Consider the following 20,326-nt stretch of genomic DNA (forward strand, 5'->3'; position numbering starts at 1 on the left):
TGACGGATATGAAATATATAATAGATTTACGGATAATAATTGTATGTGCCGGGATACTGTCTCTGTTTGCGTGTAATGAAGACAAGGGCAATTATGACTATGAGGCAATCAATCGGGTGACAGAAATTGCTAACATTCAGGAGAGTTATTCAGTGGAAGTAGGAGAACGGTTGTTGATTACTCCTGAACTCAATACAACTTCGGGTAATACGGACAATCTGGATTATACGTGGTATTATAAAAGCGGTTCTGCATGGAATGTATTGCAGGAGGGTAAAGACTTTGATTTTGTTATAGCCGATCCTATCGGATCTCCGAATAGTACTTATACTTGTGCCTTTGAAGCAAAAAACAAAGTGACGGATATTGCTTACCGACAAATTTTCAGTATAAGAGTAGCGGGAACTTTCAACAAGGGATATGTCTTATTGTATGAGAAAGAAGATGGATTTGATATGGGAATGATCGTTCAGAATTCCCAGAATCAATATATACCGAAGTATAATATACTGGCTTCTACCGCACCTTCCCTGCAACGTGAAGGGGTGAAACCTTATGAACTCAATATCTTTGCTGACCCTACTGCTCCTCATCCATATCAGCCGGATGGTTCTAACCGTTCGGTTTACTTGCTGACCGACCATTATACGACACGTTTGAAAGTAGCAGATTTCAGTTGGGATCCTTCGTATGATATATCCAGTTCCGTGGAAAATGGTTCGCCTCTTCATCAAGACTATGTATCAGTTGGGCGGCCTATTGTAGCGGAAAAGATGAAAGTGGGTTATTTTGCTTTGAATGGTAATATAAAACCGCATATATATATGTATATGAAAGATGATAACGGACAGGGGAATTGGTATTTGCACAACACTTATCCTGTCTACTACTTCTTTTCCTATCCGATGAATGCTTATCGTACGGGGAATACCGTATACGATAGTAAACGTTATGAGCCCGCTCCGTTTATATCGTGTGGCAGCAGAATTACTATGTTTTTCAATCAGGAACAAAATAAATTCAGTTGCCAGACTACATACCGTTCTTCCAGTGATTTCAGTACATCGTTCTTCTTTACCGAAGATTTTCTGGATGAGTCTTCCGACCATATTTTCAACTTTAATGATAAAAATGAAGGATTGCTGTATATGAGCGAACGCTATACCACTATAAGTAAAATGACCTCTTTTGCTTTTCTGAAACAAAGCAACGGTACATTTAAATATATTGAGTATAGTTTGCCGTCTAACACTACTGCTTTGGTGACGAAAGATAATAAATTGAGAACGTGTATATTTGATGCGTCTACCGGCATTGACCATGCCAAATTTATTGAACCGGGTGTTTTATGCCGACGTATCGGGTAGCAATGCAGTGGTTAGAGAAATAACGGATGCGGTTCTTCCCGAAGGTTACAATGAAATAACCGCTTTAAAGTTTATGATTCCCAGTACAAGCAGTAAATATTTGGGAATCGCTACCTACAACAGTTCCTTAGGAAAGGATGAAGGAGGCAGAATAGACTTCTATTCCATGCCGAATGCTTCTTCCGGTGCACTTGCCATAGCGACGCACAAGGTGAATGATGATGAAACGATAGAGATGTCGTGGAAAGGTTTTGGAAAGATAGTAGGTATGGATTATAAACCTTAAACGATTTAGAAAGATGAAAAATATGAAACTTAGAAAAATAATATGTCTGTTACTGGTGACTTGCAGTTCATGCAGCTTTTTTGCAGGATGCACGGATGACATCAACAATTATGAGAAACAGACAGCTGCTGAAGCTTCCAACAAAGTATTTATCAGCGATAAGTATGCTTCACTTGCTTTCAATGCCCAACGTACAGTAGAAGGTAAGGTTGCCAATATGGATACATTGGTTGCTAAACTGGTAGTCAATTGTACTTCTCCGGCAGGTGGCAATTTGACGGTGAAAGTTACTATTGATACATTGTTGGTAGATGTATACAATAAGAAAAATGAAACATCCTATCACCGGTTTGCAAGTAATTGGATCAGGTTGAATAAATCGACCCTGACCATTCCCGAGGGAAGTATGGAATCTGCAGATACACTTACCGTTGCCTTGACCCGGCCTTTGGACGGGTTTACCAGTATGGACGGATACATCATGCCGGTGCGTATCACTTCGGCTTCGGGCTATGATGCACAAGTAGATTACAGTAAAAGAGTCTCTTATCTGACGTTGGATGTGACACAGGAGAACGGTGTGGGATTTGAAGAAGGCAAAAACAGTGTGATGGTTGCAGGAAACGAAAGTTTCACCGGATACGATCTGCCGCTTATGGCTTATATTGCGTCAGACAATGATATAAATATCGGGCTGGAAGTAGACAATAGTCTGGTAGCAGCTTTCAATAGCAAATATGGGACAGCTTTCAAAACCCTTGCCGTGAGTGACTGGGAATTGGCCGATGTTGCGTTACCGGCCGGCAGTACAACGGCTACGGGACATATCGCCTATAAGGGAGAGACGTCGCAGTTTGCGGGTGATAATTATCTTGTCCCCATAAAGATAAAATCGGTTACGTCACCGGGTGCGGCAGAGCCTGTCAAGACTATGCGTACAGATGTATATTATCTGGTAGTGAATTCGGTATCCGGTGGGTACACGCTTGAAAGCGATGATACTGCGTTTGGTGTGCGACAGACAGAAAGGAGCGGTTATAAAGCCCTGTCGGAAGAATATAAATTTACTCAAGGCAGTTGGGAAAGTATGTTCGAAGGAGGTTTCTGGGTATTGGATGTTCCGGCCAGTGTCACAATCGATTTGGGACATGAAGTTCGCAATATCACCGGAATATATCTCAGGGCGAACAATAGCTCGATGTCTCCTGCAAGCATGGACTTGTCTTATGCCGGAGAGGAACTCTATAATGCTACCCGTCTTTCGGTGAGCCTCGGTTCAATAGCACTTCCCAGCCGATGCGAACACATGTACTTCAAGTTTGCCGAACCTGTGAATGCCCGCTATATCGGACTGAATAATATGGTAGCTAAATCGAAGTACTATTCTTGCAAAGATTTTTATATATATACTCAAAATGAATAATCCATGAAAAAATTATTATTAATGATCCTTCCTGCGTTTATCTGTGCAGGAAGTTTGTTTGCCCAAACATCTACTGTCAGTGGCGTGTGGGAAAGGGGTAAAACAAAAGCAGTCAAAATGTTCAAGATTGTAGAAGGCGGTAACTTGTCGGAAGTGGCCACTTCTGCGTTAGGAGAAGACGGTAGTTTCCGGATGACGTTTACCCCAGAGCAGGAAGGGTATTTCGTGTTGGGTACTTCCTCTTCGGTATTTCAGAATCGTTATACATTTTATATGAAGCCGGGCGACCCATTGAATGTGCGGATATTACCCGAAAGTTATGAACTGATAGGAAAAGAGAATACGGCGGAGAACAAGGAAATGGCCCGTTGGCATGATTTTATTTTTCCTCTGGAAGATAAAGCTGTGTATTTTATGGGAAAACACAGTACGTATGTAGACTTTTTTCCGCTGTTGGAAGAGAAACTGGATAAACTGGGTTCTTATAAAGTGAAGAAAACAAAGAATAAGGTTTTCGACACTACGTTTGCTGATTTTCGTAAGTATGATTTGCTGTTCAATGCTGTACAGTTCATTTATACGGTAAGGACAGCACATCCGCAGAAGGAGGATTTTATTGATTATTACCGGCAGATAGATATTCCTGCTATCGCCCGTACTGCAGGCATTCTCAATTATCCCAACGGATTGCGTTTATTTGTCAATGCATATATGCTCAAGTCCATGGTATCTGATTCCTCATCAGCCGGAGAGAAACGAAAGAATCCCGTTTCGGCTATGTTGAAAGAAGACATTGGGATGATTAGTAATGATACTATTAAAGGAGAAATAGCGTTAATGTTCAGCGGAATGAGCAAGACACAGGTGGGACTGGAACAATATAAGAAAGAATATGGCAGTTTCCTCATCACCGACAGTCAGAAAGAGCGTTGGCAACGTATTGAAGATAACTTTAGAGAGAGTATGGAGAAGAAAGAAATCATTAACTTGACGTTCCCTAATGCAGAAGGAAATGATATTTCTCTTTCCGATTTTCGTGGCAAGGTTGTCTATATTGATATCTGGGCTACCTGGTGCGGTCCGTGTAAAAAGGAGATGCCGGCTATGAAAGCACTGGAAGCCGAATATAAAGACAATAAAGATATTGTATTTATGGGGATTAGTGTCGATGCGTCTAAAAATATCCAGAAATGGAAGGACTTCGTGATAAAAGAACAGCTTCCCGGTGTACAGCTTTTTGCCGGAGACATGGCAGGACCTGCATTGTCCAAACCTTATAAGATAACAGGTATTCCTCGTTTTATGCTGGTTGGCAAAGACGGCAGTCTGCTTTATATGGATGCTCCGCGTCCTTCTTCTTCCGAGATACGGGCAGTGTTGAACGACGCATTGAAAAAATAAACGATATTATCAATAGACTGATATACAAGCACTTCAATGGGTATTGATAGCAGAGTTGTTGGGTATATATATCCTGTTTGTTGGCCATATATACCCAACATGTTGTATCTATATGTCCAGCGCGTTGTATCTATATGTCCAATACATAGCCTTCAGTACCCTTTTTTCAATGTAATAGACTATGAAATACTTGAAAATAATTATATGCTTTCTGTTCTTTCCGTTGACAGCAAACGGAAAAGCGGATCAAGACAGCATCCGTCTTGCTTTGAAACACATGGAAGACGGTTTGAAAACAAAAGAAATCGCTGTTGCACAAAAGAGTTTTGCTCCCGAATTTTCTGTCAGCATTTATTCGTTGCCCTTTGCATCCGGTTTGTTGAAACAGATTATGGAAGGTATAACTTTCCAATCTATCCAACCCGACTGGAAGGGGATGAAAACAAAGGGAAACGTCACCAGTCTGGAGGTCCGTTTCACATTGGCCGGCGGACAAGAAGAGAAGAGCATGATAGCTTTCAATGAGTCTGGAAAAATTCTCTTTGTCGATTATTTCGATCGGCTGTTCGGTGATAGCCGTTACCGGAAATCATCGTTGGCAGCCGTTCTGCCTTTTCGGATAGAGGGTGGCTCTATCATTTTGTCTGCCCGCTTGAACGATAGCCCCCGGGTGATGTCATTCTTGCTTGATACGGGAGCTGACGGAATGGCTATCCGCCGTTCGTTGGCAGATAGCATAGGACTGAAAGTCAGTCATTCGCAAGAAGCGAGTGTTGTAGGCGGACGGAAAACGGTGCAGATATCTGCCGATAATGTACTTCGTCTGTCGGACAGTTTATCATTGAAAAAGCAGAATATTGCAATTTTCGAGAGGGTGCGTAACGGTACGGATGGCATCATCGGGCTGAATCTGATAAGAAAATATATCACTGAAGTGAATTTTGATACGCAAACTATTTCGCTTTATACCTTCGGTGATTATATCTTTCAGAGGAAAGGACGTATGATCCCCCTTAGGGTACCGAGCCTTATCATGTTACCTTCCGCATTGAATCTGACCGGGGATAAAAGTATTTCGGGTAATTTTATAATGGATACGGGAGCTAATTATTATTTGATAGCTTTTAGTCGGTTTGTTCGTCAAAACAGGCTGTTACTGAGCGGATTCAAACCCGAGGGAAGTGGGGCGACAGTGAGTTTGGGGCATTCAACACCAGTTTTTTATGGTCATGCACGTTCATTAAAAGTGGGCAGTGTAGTGAGCAAAAATGTACCTGTCACTCTTCAAGCTTCAACGGGCGGTGATTCTTCAAATCATACCGATGTAGACGGATCGATAGGTATACAGTTTTTCAGTGATTTCAATTTTACGATCGACTTATTGAGAAAAGTAGTACACCTGTCTCCTCGTAAGAAGTTAAAGTAAGGCATTCTTTCAGTAATGGCAGTGCAGTTATAGTCAGGGGAATGTTTTGCGGAAGTATACCGGTCGAATGAAGAACATCATTAAAAAATGTTCAATAGAATTAATAACCTGGAGTTTTTTGAGTTATCTTTGTTGTAGCTAATTAAACAATAAAAAGATGACTGTAATTTTTCCTTCACCCATTTTCGGTCCTGTTCATTCCCGCCGTTTGGGTGTTTCTTTGGGAATAAATTTATTACCGGACGACGGTAAAGTTTGTTCGTTCGATTGCATTTACTGTGAATGCGGCTTCAATGCCGAGCATCGTACAAAGAAGCTTCTTCCCACCCGTGAAGAGGTTCGTACAGCCCTTGAAGAAAAACTAAAAGATATGCAGGCAAATGGTCCTGCTCCCGATGTACTGACATTTGCCGGAAATGGTGAACCGACTGCACATCCCCATTTCCCGGAAATCATAGACGATACTCTTGCACTTCGGGACAAGTATTTTCCGAAAGCGAAAGTCAGTGTATTAAGTAATTCTACATTTATCGACCGCCCTGCTGTATTTGATGCACTGAATAAGATAGATAATAATATCTTGAAACTTGATACAGTGGATGAAGAATACATTCACCGGTTAGATCGTCCGAATGGAAAATATTCTGTAAAGAAGATTATCGAGAAGATGAAAGAATTCAAAGGAAACTGTATCATTCAAACTATGTTTCTCAAAGGGAGTTACCTGGGAAAGGATATGGATAATACCTCAGATAAGTTTGTACTTCCCTGGTTGGAGGCGGTAAAAGAAATCGCGCCCCGGCAAGTGATGATTTACACGATTGACCGTGAAACCCCTGATCATGATTTGCAGAAGGCAACTCACGAAGAGTTGGACCGGATTGTAGAATTGATTAAGAAAGCCGGCATTCCGGCAACAGCTTCTTATTAATTATAAAACAGAAAGCATACCAACAGAATTTTTCAATTATCAATGATATTATCAGGATTCCTTCAATCAAGATTGATTGGAGGAATTAATGTGTATTTATTGTGTTTAAACAGACAAAAACAGAGAAAGCAAATAGAGATTTTTTCGTAAGTATTTTAATGCCAATCCCATATGATATTCTACAGTTTTTTCACTGATAGACAATTGCTCGGCAATTTGTTTATAGGTTAAGTTTTGCTCCCGGCTCATGCGAAAGATTTCTTGCTGCCGTGGAGGCAATTGTGATATTAGTACTGAAAGATACTTTTTTAAATCGGATAATTCCAACTTATTTTCTTCTTCATATTCTTGTTCCATTGCTTGTAGAACAGTAACTTTCAGAAATGAGTAGTTTAATTTTTTGCGTGAATAATTAAAAATCATATTACGGGTAATGATAAAAAGAAACCCTTCAAAAGGCTGCTCTTCATCTATCAGATGTCTTGCTTCCCAGAGTTTGATGAAAACCTCTTGTACCACTTCTGCGATATCTTCAGAAGAAACTAGATAAAGCCGGGTAAAGCCATAGACCTTTTCCCAGTAATGTTTATATAGAAATGAAAAAGCATCTTCATCTCCATTTTTAAACCTTCTAATCAACTCTTTAGATATCATTTTATCTTTTTGGGACAAAATTAGCTAAATACTTTCTAAAAAAAAAATTGCTTTTTCACCAGGGTCTCCAATTTTTGATGTGTATTTAATAATAGAATAACAAATAATAGAGAAAAGTAATGAGTTATAAAAGTGAATTAATTAGAAAATTATTTTCAGACAGACTGAAAAAAGACGAATTAAAGGATCTGTCCGAAATAGATATGATAGAGCGCAAAATGAAAGTGCAATGGGAGGAACAAAATCCGATAGCGGAAAACTCGGAAAGAGTAGATCCGGAAATCGGAGATTATATTTGGGCTAAAATAGTCAAAGAATATAAAGTACGTTCGAAACGTAAGTCAATTCGACAGTTCTATTATCCGTTGGCAGCAGCCTGTGTGGCTTTAGTCGCAGTTTTGGGAGGTTGGCTTTTTTATGTGAATAGTGATTTCTTCGTTAAAGAAGAATTTGCTGAGGTAGTAGCCACCCGGAATATGTTGTATCAGTTGCCCGATAGTTCTGAAGTATGGATGTATCCGAATAGTTCCATCCGTTTTGCCAAGAACTTCAATAAAGACAGAAGAGTATGGTTGGAGGGTAGTTCCATGTTCCATGTACGTAAGCAGCATGGGAACACCTTTAAAGTTTATATTGATAAAGCCTTTATCGAAGTAAAAGGTACCCGGTTTCTAGTAGATAAAAAAGAAGCGGGAAATAATGAGATTACGCTGTTCAACGGTTGTGTTGAGTTTAATGTAGAGGCGACCGGCAAACAAATAGTAATGAAGCCCATGGAAAAGATTTTTTATAACTCAGTTAATGCGGAAATAGGAATACGGAAGATTGAAAATATAGAATGGCAGGATGGTAAATTCAAGTTTGACGCTATGCCGCTTAACCGCCTCATTTCTATCATTAATCAGATGTATCATGCTAATATAGTGTATGAAGGTAAGGACGAAACTTCTCCGTTCAGTGGTACCATTCGTCAGGAGGAAGTGTTGGATGATATTATTCTCAAAATCTGTTTCCTTATGAATTTGAAAGAAGAAAGAGTAGGTAACACAATCATTATCAGAAATTGAATTTTAATAAACTATATGTCTAATCTAATAAAATGAGAACATGAAAAAATGTATTTTTTTGTATCGACAGCGGTATTTGAGCTATCTCGTATTACTCTTATTATTATGGCCAGCTGTGATGTTAGCAGCACAAGGGAATATTCAGATAAAGGGAAAGTTCTCTCTCAAGGAGGCTATCCGGTATATAGAAGAAACGAGTGATTATACTTTCTTTTATAAAGATAGTGACTTGAAAGATAAATCAAAAAAAGAGATTAATTGTAGTGGTACAATTGAGGAAGTCTTGAAAAATCTATTTAATGGAAGTGGAGTTAATTATATAATTAAAGGAAAAGAAGTCATTTTTAAAGTAGCAAATGCTCAAAATGCCGAACAGCAACAGCCGAAAAAACGTGTAATTACAGGTACTATAATTGACGGAGAGACAAAAGAGCCTATTATTGGAGCTAGTGTATGGTTGAAAAATAGCTCATCAGGTACTGTTACCAACTTGGACGGTCACTATTCTCTTACAATTGAAGGTATTGGTGGTGTACTAGAATTTTCATACATTGGTATGAAGAAGCAGGAAATAGCTATCAGCAATAAGAATGTTATTGATGTAATATTAAATCCGGATACAAAGAAGCTGGACGAAGTTGTAGTAGTAGGTTACGGACGTCAGAAGAAGGAAAGTGTTGTAGGTGCTATTTCTTCATTGGATGTGGGTGAACTCAATATACCGGGTTCTAACATCTCCAATGTACTGGCGGGGCAACTGGCAGGTGTTGTCTCTATGCAGGCATCCGGTGAGCCGGGTAAAAATAGTGCTTCCGATTTTTATATCCGTGGTATAGCTTCTTTTAAAGGTAACTCTACTCCGCTAGTTCTGGTTGACGGTATCGAACGGGAACTGGACTTGGTTGATGTAGATGATATTGCTACATTTTCTATCTTAAAAGATGCTTCTGCTTCGGCAGTATATGGTGTACGTGGTGCGAATGGCGTTATTTTGATTACTACCAAGAAAGGCAGTGAAGGCAAACCTCGTATTAATGTACGTGCGGAAATGGGTTTTAAAACTCCGACACGTATGCCGCAAATGGCAAACTCTGTACAATGGGCCGAGATGTATAATGAGGCTAAAGGCCTGACGGGTAATGGTGATGGAGGCTATTCATCGGAAGCTATTCAAAAATATAGTGATGGTTCTGATCCTGATTTATATCCAAATGTAAATTGGTTAGACCAGATGTATCGAAATTTGGCTTCGAGCGAACGTGTGACATTGAACCTTTCTGGAGGCGGTGATATTTGTAAGTATTATGTATCAGGTGGTTTTTATAATGAAGGCTCTATATTTAGAAACGCCGGGGATGTTTATGATTATAATTCTTCTATTCATTATACAAAATTCAATTTTCGTGCCAATATGGATTTCTCCGTTACACCGACTACAACATTCAATGTGAATTTGGCTAATATTTATGAAAGTTCGTGGGGACCGGGAGCTACGACATCTGATATTTGGGGATATGCATTTAACACCTCTCCAAATGCATTTCCTGTGGAATATTCTGATGGTACTCTTTCTGCACCAAGTGCAGCCAGTGGTAGTAATCCATGGAATCTGCTGGTACATTCCGGTTATCGTGAGCAAAGTTGGAATTCAGCCCAATCATTGATTGGTGTTACTCAAAAATTGGATATGATAACTCTAGGGTTAACTGCCAATATTAAATTTTCTTGGGATGCATCTAATAATACGTTGCAAGTTCGTTCAAAGACCCCACCGCAGTTTCATGCAACAGGTCGAAATGAAGACGGTTCATTAAATTATAAAACAATATATGAGGGTTCCAATAATCTGTCGTATGCTGCTCCAGTGACCGTATCTAAGATTACTACTTATATGGAAGGTTCTCTTAATTATACTCGTTTATTTGCTCAAAAACATCGGATAGGAGCTTTGTTTTTGTACAATCATAAAATTTATAAGTTATTGACAGCAGAGAATCAGAAAAAATCATTACCATATAAAAGTCAGGGACTGGCAGGACGTTTGACTTATGCTTATATGGATAGATATTTTGCCGAATTCAATATGGGATACACTGGTTCTGAGAACTTTGCTCGTGGCCATCGTTTTGGATTCTTTCCAGCTTATGCAATAGGTTGGATGGTGTCCAGTGAGAAATGGTTTGAACCGTTGACTAAAGTAGTTAATGATCTGAAATTGAAAGCGTCTTATGGTAAAGTGGGTAATGATGACATTGGAGCCTCCAGAAGATGGGCTTATGAACCTTCTGTCAATACAGTAACAGGATGGTCATACGGAAAAACTGCAAATCAGACAGGTACTGGTTATCGTGTAGGAGAAATTGAGAATACAAATGTTTCTTGGGAAGAGGCAACTAAGGTAAATGCAGGTATTGAACTTCGTTTGTTCGAAAAATTAAAGATTCAAGCTGATTATTTTTATGAAGAACGTAATGGTATCTTTCTGGCTCGTGCTGGGCTACCGGCTATTGTCGGCCTTACTACTACTCCATATGTAAATGTAGGTAAAGCGAAGGTATCTGGTCTAGATGGAACACTGGAATATCAGCAACAGGTAGGTAAGGTTTTACTGACAGGTCGCGGAAACTTTACTTTTTCGCGTAACCAGATGTTGGATAATGATGAACCAGATTGGGAATATAAATATCAAAATTCTATTGGCAAACCGTTTGGCCGTAATGGTGCAGCGCAACGTAAGGGATTTATTGCTTTGGGATTTTTTGAAAGTCAGGCAGAAATAGATAATAGTCCGAAACAGATGTTTGGTGAATATAGGGTTGGTGACGTTAAGTACAAGGATGTAAATGGAGATGGTAAAATTGATACGTATGACCAGATTGCTATTGGCTATACTGATCTTCCTGAGATAACATACGGGTTCGGATTGACAGCAAAATGGAAGAATTTTGATGCAAGTGTATTTTTTCAAGGGGTAGCGCGTACTTCTATCTATTTAGCGGGTACACCTTTGCGTCCTTTCAGTAGTGATAATATGGATCGTTCTGCTATCTATGAAGATCTTTATAAGTATTCATGGAAAACGACCAATACTCCTGAACAGAATGCTTCTGCTAAATATCCCCGTTTGAGTTACGGTGCAGAAGCAGGCAGTTCTAACAATAGCCAGTCGTCTACTATGTGGTTACGTGACCGTAGTTTTCTTCGTTTGAAAAACGCAGAAATAGGATATACATTGCCAAAAACCTGGTTGAACAAGACCTTTATTAAGTCTTTTCGTTTCTATATCGCTGGTACGAACCTTCTTACATTCAGTAAGTTTAAATTATGGGACCCTGAATTGCTGGATACTACCAATGGAGCAAAATATCCGAATAACATGACCGTTACTATCGGCCTAAATGCTAATTTCTAATCAATAATACAGAATCAATATGAAACTATCATTAGTAAAATATATATTGTTATTTTGCGGGGTTATTCCTTTGTTAACTTCGTGTGAAAGTTTTCTCGATAAACAGGAAACGGAAGATCTTACTTTTGAACAACTTTGGCAGAAGAGAGCATATACACGCGGGTATTTCTTGAATGCAATGAGTTTTTTGCCAAATGATTTGACTGGCTATGTTAGTACTCCTCAAAGCACTGCTACTGATGAATTGATCAATGCATCGAATGCAGCTGCTGAGTCAATGAATACGGGAGCTTGGAATGCATCCAGCGTACCAGGTGCTAATTTTAATTTGTATAACGGAATACGTGAATGTAATATTTTTATGCAGAATGTTTACAGTTGTTCAGATCCTACCGTAACACAGGAAGAAAAGGATGAATGGTACTGGTATACACGTTGGGCACGAGCATATTATTACTTCTTGATGATGCGTAATTACGGACCTATATTTTTGTTGGGAGATGAGATATTGCCATATGATGCTACGACAGAATCTCTATATCGTCCGCGTAATACTTGGGAACAATGTGTTGATTATGTTGTAAATGAAATGACTCAATGTGCTACCTACTTTAAAGAATACGGGAAAACAACTTGGACGGTAGATGCAGAATATGGGCTACCTACCGAGGGAGCTGCTTTAGCTGTGATTTCACGGTTAAAACTTTATTCAGCCCGTGATCTATATAATGGTAATAGTTTATACAATACCGTAAAGAATCCTACAACACCCGATTTTCCGGAATTATCAGATCAATATCTGTTTCCTCAAACTTATAGTAATGAAAAATGGAAAGAAGCAGTGCAGGCTGCCAAAGCTGTCATAGATTTGGGAGTATACGAGTTACATAGAGACGCTTCAGATGACCCGTATGCTAATTATCTTGGCATTACGCAGGTAGATTGGAACAAAGAACTTATCTGGACTACCGGATATGCAAGTCGGGCTATTATAGCCAGAAGAACGACTCCGACGGGTGTAAAGACCAAAAAAGGAGGTAATGGAGCAGCTTATGGAGCACTAGGACCCTCGCAACAACAGGTGGATGCTTATGCGATGGATAATGGTAAGTATCCGATTACTGGATACGAGATAGATGGAACTCCTAAGGTTGACGAAAACTCTGGATATAGTGAAAATGGTATAACTGAATTTGCAAATCCTTTTCTTGAATATTTAAGTAAAGGTGACACATATCAGGCTAAATATTATAAAAGAGCAACTCGGAATATGTTTATTAATCGTGAACCACGTTTTTATATAGCTGTGTATTGGAGTGATAGTTACTGGAGATGCGGTCCGGGTAAAGATGACTATGTATTGTGTAACTTGGCAAAAGATGGTAATTCAAATACTTCTCATGACCATTCGAGAAGTGGATATCTAGTTAATCGTTTTTGTGATCATACTGCTAGTTTTGTGAATAATCAACCGGGTAATATGGTATTTCCGACATTCCGTCTTGGAGAAATTTACTTAAACTTTATTGAAGCAGCTTTGGAATGGGAGAAAAGATCGAGAGACAGTCAGTATCGTACAACAGCTATGGAGTATTGGGCTGATCTGCGTGCTCGTTCAGGTATGGATCCAATAACGGAAGTCTATCCGGAAGCTACAATAGACCAATTGATAGAACTTTGTCGCAGAGAACGCAGGATAGAACTTGCATTTGAAAATCATCGTTTTTTTGATACTCGTACATGGATGATTGCTACAACTACGGATAATGGACCTATCTATGGTATGAATGTAGAGGCACAGGCTGTTAACACGGAAGATACTCCGGATACTTTTTGGCGTAGGACAGTAGTTCAAAACCGTGTGTTTAGAGCTAATCACTTTTTATATCCGTTCAGTCAGAGAGAACTAGACCGTAACAAACTATTGACCCAAAATTATAATTGGAGATAGAATTATAGCATTAAAACAATCTAATCAGATTTTAATTTATATGAAGACAAAAATATATATCCTTTCGTTGTTAGGCGGTTTGTTGCTGACTATGGTGGCTTGCTTGAACGATGGAAAAGACGATTATCTGGATGATTATGAATCATTCCTTTGCATTTTGAATAGTAATGAGCAGGATATTACCTTTTATAATACTGGAGAGTCTGCTGCTTACAATATAACGATTGACAAAGGTGGAAACGACCTGAATATGTTAGCTTCAGCTACATTGAAAGTATTGAATGAGTTCGATATTGAATATTACAATAATGAGAATAAGACTAATTTCAAGCCATTGCCTGCTGATTGTTATGAATTGCCTTCCGACATGACCGTCTCTTTTGGAGAAAAAGAACTGTATAAGATTAAAACGGTAACCTTTCATCCTGAGAAAATTTCTGTATTGAGTACGGGTAATTTCACTTATGTGTTGATGTTGGAGCTTACGGACGGTACTTCTACCATTAATGAAAAAAATAAGTATATCATCGTGAAGCCTACTGTTTATCAGCCTGCTTTCTCTCTTTCAGAGTCAGGATTTAAACTTCCGTTTACTATTACTGAAGGTGTGACTGAGTATATATATGAGCTTCCTGTGACTTTGAATACTGCTCTCACAGAAGATATAACCTGCGATGTAACAGTTAAAAAGGAACTATTGGATGAATATAATGCTACATCTCCCATTGAGTATTCATTAATATCAGACAAGGGCAACAACTATACTATCGGTAAACTGACCTTTAGCAAAGGTAATGTTACAGCGAATCTGACCGTGAAGATTGATATAACTAATCTAGAAGGGAACTTTGCACTTCCGTTAGAAATAACTTCTACAAAATATGCCTTTTCCGGTGAAAATACAGTTATTATCGGATTACAGAATTCAGCACCGAAGATTACGCTCACACCGGATATGATGACCTTGATAGGCACAAATTTTGCTGACGGTAATGGATTTGCCGACTGGTTGGATGGCAAATTGGCTACTCAGGCACAAGTTACTTACGGAGGAGGTGCGCCCGCCTTCCCGCATCAAGTGGATATTCATCTGAATAGTGCTATTTCCAAGTTGAGAGTAAGATATGCAACTAGAAATACTAATCAGCATCCTACTAAGTTCATCATTTATGCTAGTAATGATGGCGCAAACTGGAAAGAAATAAAAGTATTTACTGCAGAAGCAGACGGTCTCCCAGTATCGGCTACCACTTATTATGATACTTGTCCGACGATGTTGCTAGGCGATTCATATACTTATGTTCGTTTTGAGGTTCATAGTTCTACTAATCCGAGTAAATTTAATACATGGGCACTCTCGGAGTTTGAATTATATGGTAAATAACTGCTCTCTCTTAAATCTAACAAATAATTAATCTTAAGGGCTGGCAAGGGGATAATGCAGTGATGCATAAATTCTTTTTAGTCAGTCCTTTTTAAACGAAAAGAATATGAAGAATTATTTTTTATATGTATTCATATCCCTGTTTCTTTTTTCCTTGTCGTCCTGTAAAGATGATAAGGATGTGGTGGCTGTATTGGAACTAGGTTTGGAAAATGCAGATTTTTATAAAGAAGCAGGCTCTGTTGTTATTGATGTAAAATCACTTCCTGCAGATTGGACCGCTTCTGTGGATGTGGAAGGAGAACAGTGGTGTAAGACTGAACCTGTCAATTCGGGTGCAGGTGTGAAGATTAGTGTGATAAGTAACCCGAACAAAACTGTCCGTAATGCTTCGGTGGTTATCAATAATGGAAAATTGAATAAGAAGATTCTTGTACGTCAGTTAGGTACTGATACTGATATTTTAGTATCTCCTTTCGTTTTTACTTTGCCTCCGGTAGGTGGAACAGTCGCTTTTACTGTCACTACCAATCTGACGGAAGCGGAACTGGATGTCACCTATCCTTCTTGGATAAAGAAAGAGGTAGACACACGTGCTGCAACGATTGAAATACCTTATAAGTTTACCGTAGATACTCATGAGGGAAGTAGTGTACGTACGGAGAAGATAGTGATAAAGGATAAGAACTCTAATATTTCAGCAGAAGTTACAGTTATTCAGAATGGATTGGATGGATATACATTTGGTGATACTGAAGGAATTGCGGATGATGTTCAGTTGGAAGTAGTCAGAGGGGAAGCATCTACGGCACATGGTGGTGAAGGGATTGAAAAATCTTTTGATAGTGATATGAGTACTATTTATCATTCTAATTATCCTTTTGCAGAAGGGGTTACAAGCCATTATCCGGTCATGTTGACTTACTATTTCAAGGAAAATACGGAAGCACTTGATTACTTTATCTATTATCCGCGTATAAGCGGTTCGAACGGGAATTTTGGTGAAGTGGAAATTCAGGTATCGACTGAAGAACACCCGGCTTTTGAAAGTGTAACGAATGAAACCAATTTCGATTTCGGTTCCAAAGGTGCGGTAGTATCTTTTTCTTTTGATAACACAATACAGAAACCGAAGGCAGTTCGCCTGATTATTAAGTCCGGTGTGAATGGGCATGCTTCCTGTGCGGAAATGAAGTTCTTTGCTAGGAATCCGGAAGGTTTTGACCCATTGACCCTTTTTACGGATGTTACTTGTTCCAAGTTACGGTCTGATATAACAGAGGAAATGATAAAGGCCTGTACTTATCCATTTTTTAAGAACATAGCTTATTATATGCTGAAAGATAAATATCCGGCTGACTTCCGTATTGCGGATTTCAAACCTTATCAACATCCGGATATACAGGCTACTATCAATAAGACAGGCACTTATAGTCTATTGGATAATCCTACGGGTATCTTTGTGAAAGCGGGAGAAACATTGATTGTCATGGTAGGTGAAACGCACGGGCAACATTTGAGTCTAAGAGTACAGGACATGGATACCCCTAATGCTGATGGTTTCAATAACAGCATTTCTTATAGCTTACGCACAGGTATAAATAAAATTGTTTCGGAGAAGAAAGGGTTAATCTATGTGATGTATCATGTCAATGGTAATCCGGTAGACTATGACGAGGTAAAGATACACTTTGCGTCAGGAAGTGTTAACGGATACTTTGATGTAGCAAAACATACCCGTGAACAGTGGGGTACTTTACTAAACGGAGCTGTCGATGGCTATTTTGATGTTGTAGGGAATTATGCTCATCTCACTTTTCCTGTCAGCAAACTAAAAAGTACATCTAATGGGAGAGATTTAATTAACCTTTTTGATGATATTGTATATAAGGAACAGATATTCATGGGTTTGAGAAAATACAACAATAATGGTGGCATCGGTACGGATACTGACAATCGTATGTTCAGAAACCGTATGTATTTCAATGTCATGTACGGACAGGGAGATTATATGTATTCCACTTCTTATCATACGGCATATCATTTTTCAACGATGGATAATCTGTGCAGTGTAGATCAAATGAAGACTAACAACTGGGGGCCTGCCCATGAGGTAGGGCATAGTAATCAAACCCGTCCGGGACTGAAATGGTTTGGAATGACCGAAGTAACAAACAATATTTGTTCGATGTACATTCAGAAATTATATGGAATTAATTCCCGTTTGCTAACTACAACGCCAAGTAATGCTTACAGTAATTACTACGAGCATGCAATGACTTTAGCATTCGGGAATAATGATATTTTTCATGCAAAATTAGGAGATGTATTCGATAAATTAGTACCTTTTTGGCAGTTAGAGTTATATATGGAATATGTATTAGGAAAAACGGATTTTTATAAGGATGTATATGAATATATACGTGTCAATAAGGACTTGCCTACCGATGGTGAACGTCAAATAGAGTTCGCCTATAATTGTAGTAAGGCGGCAGGATTGGATTTGACGGATTTCTTTGTAAAATGGGGTTTTCTGAAATCTGGTTCATATGAATTCAACGACTCTTATGGCGATGGAAAAGTGGTAGTGACGGAAGCTCAGGTAAGTGCTCTTAAAAATAGAATTCGAAATTTAGGATATTCTGTTCCGAAACATAAGCTGGAATATATCTGTGATAGTAACTTAGAGGCTTATATAAATAATGCAGCCGTAGTTGCCGGAACAGCTACCCGTTCCGGTTCCAAACTATCAATGTATGGTTGGCGGAATGTGGCTGTTTATGAAGTTAGCGATCATGCAGGAAAAGTAATATTTGTATCACCGCAATCTTCGTTTACTGTAAACACTACGTTACCCGAAGATTATAAAGTAAATGCTATTGCAGCGAATGGTGCTAAAACACAAGTAACGTTTTAAATTCATAAATTATGAATAGAAACAGGGATTTTGTGTGGGGAACATCAAAATTTGATGTGTATTTATAGCAAGTGATAAATCTTAATTAAATAAGGCATGAGAAACTTAGAGTATGTATTTTGTACATTAGTAGGTATTTCTTCGATACCTAACACGTTATTGGCAGGACAAGCACAACCGAGAAAAAAGCCGATCAACAAGCAACAACCGAACATCATTCTGATTGTAGCCGATGACCTTGGATATGGTGACTTAAGTTGCTACGGTGCTCATCGCATCTCTACACCGGGTATGGACCGTATAGCTAATGAAGGAGTCCGCTTTACACAAGGATTCTGTACGGCAGCTACTTCCACCCCCAGCCGCTACTCTGTTATGACAGGACTTTATCCGTGGACAAGTAAGGACGCAAAAATTCTTCCGGGCAATGCAGCATTGATTATTGATACGGAAAAGATAACCTTGCCTAAATTGATGAAACAGGCAGGCTATGCTACTGGATCCATAGGAAAATGGCATATCGGACTGGGAGACGGTAATGTAGACTGGAATAAGGATGTTCATCCTGGTGCGGCCGAAATAGGGTATGATTATTCATTTATTCAGGCAGCTACGAATGACCGTGTTCCATGTGTCTTTCTCGAAAATGGACGTGTAGTGGGATTAGACCCTAACGATCCGTTGTATGTGGATTACCGTAAGAACTTTCCCGGTGAACCGACAGGAAAGAATAATCCCGAATTGCTTCGTATGCATCCGAGTGTAGGTCATGCCGGTTCGATAGTAAACGGGGTTCCTCGTATCGGATTCCAGAAAGGTGGTAAAGCGGCACAATGGAAAGATGAAGAAATGGCGGAATTATTTCTAGATAAAGCCAAACAGTTCGTCAACGACCATAAAAATGCTCCTTTCTTTCTCTATTACGGATTACATCAGCCACACGTTCCTCGTGTTCCAAATGAACGCTTCGCAGGAAAGTCGCCTATGGGACCGCGTGGGGATGCTATTCTGGAAGCAGACTGGTGTGTATCTGAATTTCTGAAAGAACTGGACCAGTTGGGATTGGCGGAGAATACGATTGTAGTGTTAACTAGTGATAATGGACCAGTGCTGGATGACGGATATAAGGATGATGCAGTGGAATTGATAGGCGATCATAAGATAGCAGGTCCGCTTCGCGGAGGAAAAACAAGTATGTTTGACGGTGGTACACGTATCCCTTTCATGCTTCGTTGGCCGGCAGTAGTGAAGCCGCAGGTTTCTGATGTCTTTGTATGCCAAATGGACTTGCTGGCTTCCTTTGCATCTTTGCTTGGACAAACTTATCCTGAAAAATTGGATAGTGAGAATACGTTGGATGCTTTCCTCGGAAAGAGTAAAAAAGGACGTGAAGAACTTGTTATCGAAGGCATGTTCAATTATGCATATCGTCAGGGTGACTGGGCGTTGATTCCTCCTTATTTTAATCCTTATAGCAAAGAAGACGGTGAGTTTATCGGCTTGGGATATGGATATAAACTTTATAACTTGAAGAAGGACATAAGTCAACAGGAAAACTTGGCAGATAAATATCCGAAGAAGTTGGGTGAGATGATTAATCGTTTCGAATATTTGAAGTCAACTACAAATAAAGTGACACGTTACTAACTTATAATATTTTTTCCAAAAACGAGACCGTCTCAAAATGATTTTGGGATGGTCTCACTTGTGTCTGCAAAAAATGGGCAAGCCCAAACTTCGCTCAGCCAAGACTTGCCCGTGTCCCTAATTTTTTGTATCTTAGGGAATCAAGTACAATAGCCCAAAGATAATGTTTAAAAGTTACACCTCCAACGATAATCAGCTTTTACCTCCATGTTTAGGCGATTTTATCCCCTAGAACGATCCGTTCTTGTCTGCCAACTTTTATTATAATGAAGAAACCGACGGCATGTACTGTCCGATGGGACAGAGAATGGAAAGACTTTCCGATGCAAAGCGGGTAACAGACAACGGTTTTGTACAGACCATATCAAGATACAGGGCATGTAACTGTAACGCCTGCCCGTTAAGATGCCGGTGTCACAGAAGCCGGTCAGAAAGGATAGTACAGGTGAATCACCGCCTG

At 39.4% G+C, this 20,326-nt stretch carries 13 protein-coding genes and 1 pseudogene; 13 read left to right on the forward strand and 1 reads right to left on the reverse strand.

The window, feature by feature from the left end:
* Positions 1–8: 8 nt before the first annotated feature.
* The 6 genes from BHV72_RS13910 (at position 9) to BHV72_RS13935 (ending at position 6,834) form a co-directional block, all read left to right on the forward strand.
* Positions 9–1,367 (forward strand): PKD-like family lipoprotein, encoded by a 1,359-nt coding sequence (locus tag BHV72_RS13910; protein ID WP_286856182.1) that lies wholly within the window; start codon positions 9–11, stop codon positions 1,365–1,367.
* Positions 1,321–1,653, forward strand: coding sequence for a hypothetical protein (locus BHV72_RS13915; protein ID WP_286856183.1), 333 nt, complete (start codon positions 1,321–1,323; stop codon positions 1,651–1,653). Before BHV72_RS13910 ends, BHV72_RS13915 begins: the two co-directional genes overlap by 47 nt.
* Positions 1,654–1,675: 22 nt before the next feature.
* Positions 1,676–3,076, forward strand: a complete 1,401-nt coding sequence (locus BHV72_RS13920) for a DUF1735 domain-containing protein (protein WP_224241450.1) — start codon at positions 1,676–1,678, stop codon at positions 3,074–3,076.
* A gap of 3 nt (positions 3,077–3,079) precedes the next feature.
* A complete protein-coding gene (locus BHV72_RS13925) occupies positions 3,080–4,477 on the forward strand; it encodes a TlpA family protein disulfide reductase (RefSeq protein WP_022042580.1) in 1,398 nt (465 codons plus the stop codon).
* 181 nt (positions 4,478–4,658) lie between these two features.
* Positions 4,659–5,903 carry a retropepsin-like aspartic protease gene (locus BHV72_RS13930; RefSeq protein WP_286856186.1) on the forward strand — a complete coding sequence of 415 codons (1,245 nt, stop codon included), beginning with the start codon at positions 4,659–4,661 and terminating at the stop codon, positions 5,901–5,903.
* A 157-nt stretch (positions 5,904–6,060) separates the two neighbouring features.
* A complete protein-coding gene (locus tag BHV72_RS13935; RefSeq protein WP_005676773.1) occupies positions 6,061–6,834 on the forward strand; it encodes a radical SAM protein in 774 nt (257 codons plus the stop codon).
* A gap of 105 nt (positions 6,835–6,939) precedes the next feature.
* On the opposite strand, the gene BHV72_RS13940 is transcribed toward BHV72_RS13935, so the two are convergent.
* The gene (locus BHV72_RS13940; RefSeq protein ID WP_005676774.1) at positions 6,940–7,488 is read right to left on the reverse strand and encodes an RNA polymerase sigma-70 factor; all 549 of its coding nucleotides are present in this window, start codon (positions 7,486–7,488) and stop codon (positions 6,940–6,942) included.
* A gap of 203 nt (positions 7,489–7,691) precedes the next feature.
* Here BHV72_RS13940 and BHV72_RS13945 point away from each other — a divergent pair, with 203 nt between their 5' ends.
* The 7 genes and pseudogenes from BHV72_RS13945 to BHV72_RS13975 all read left to right on the forward strand — a co-directional run.
* The gene (locus BHV72_RS13945; RefSeq protein WP_258973852.1) at positions 7,692–8,555 is read left to right on the forward strand and encodes a FecR family protein; all 864 of its coding nucleotides are present in this window, start codon (positions 7,692–7,694) and stop codon (positions 8,553–8,555) included.
* A gap of 40 nt (positions 8,556–8,595) precedes the next feature.
* Positions 8,596–11,967 carry a SusC/RagA family TonB-linked outer membrane protein gene (locus BHV72_RS13950; protein ID WP_258973853.1) on the forward strand — a complete coding sequence of 1,124 codons (3,372 nt, stop codon included), beginning with the start codon at positions 8,596–8,598 and terminating at the stop codon, positions 11,965–11,967.
* Positions 11,968–11,986: 19 nt separating this feature from the next.
* A complete protein-coding gene (locus BHV72_RS13955; RefSeq protein WP_286856188.1) occupies positions 11,987–13,918 on the forward strand; it encodes a RagB/SusD family nutrient uptake outer membrane protein in 1,932 nt (643 codons plus the stop codon).
* A gap of 40 nt (positions 13,919–13,958) precedes the next feature.
* The gene (locus BHV72_RS13960) at positions 13,959–15,302 is read left to right on the forward strand and encodes a BT_3987 domain-containing protein (RefSeq protein ID WP_022042585.1); all 1,344 of its coding nucleotides are present in this window, start codon (positions 13,959–13,961) and stop codon (positions 15,300–15,302) included.
* 106 nt (positions 15,303–15,408) lie between these two features.
* Complete coding sequence (locus BHV72_RS13965) at positions 15,409–18,219, forward strand: M60 family metallopeptidase (RefSeq protein ID WP_286856190.1); 2,811 nt, start codon at positions 15,409–15,411, stop codon at positions 18,217–18,219.
* A gap of 96 nt (positions 18,220–18,315) precedes the next feature.
* Positions 18,316–19,866 (forward strand): sulfatase-like hydrolase/transferase, encoded by a 1,551-nt coding sequence (locus BHV72_RS13970; protein ID WP_258908986.1) that lies wholly within the window; start codon positions 18,316–18,318, stop codon positions 19,864–19,866.
* A 232-nt stretch (positions 19,867–20,098) separates the two neighbouring features.
* Positions 20,099–20,326, forward strand: a pseudogene (locus BHV72_RS13975) (transposase); the annotation flags it as partial.

The sequence above is a fragment of the Bacteroides sp. 43_46 genome (genome assembly GCF_001915455.1).
GTDB lineage: Bacteria > Bacteroidota > Bacteroidia > Bacteroidales > Bacteroidaceae > Bacteroides > Bacteroides caccae.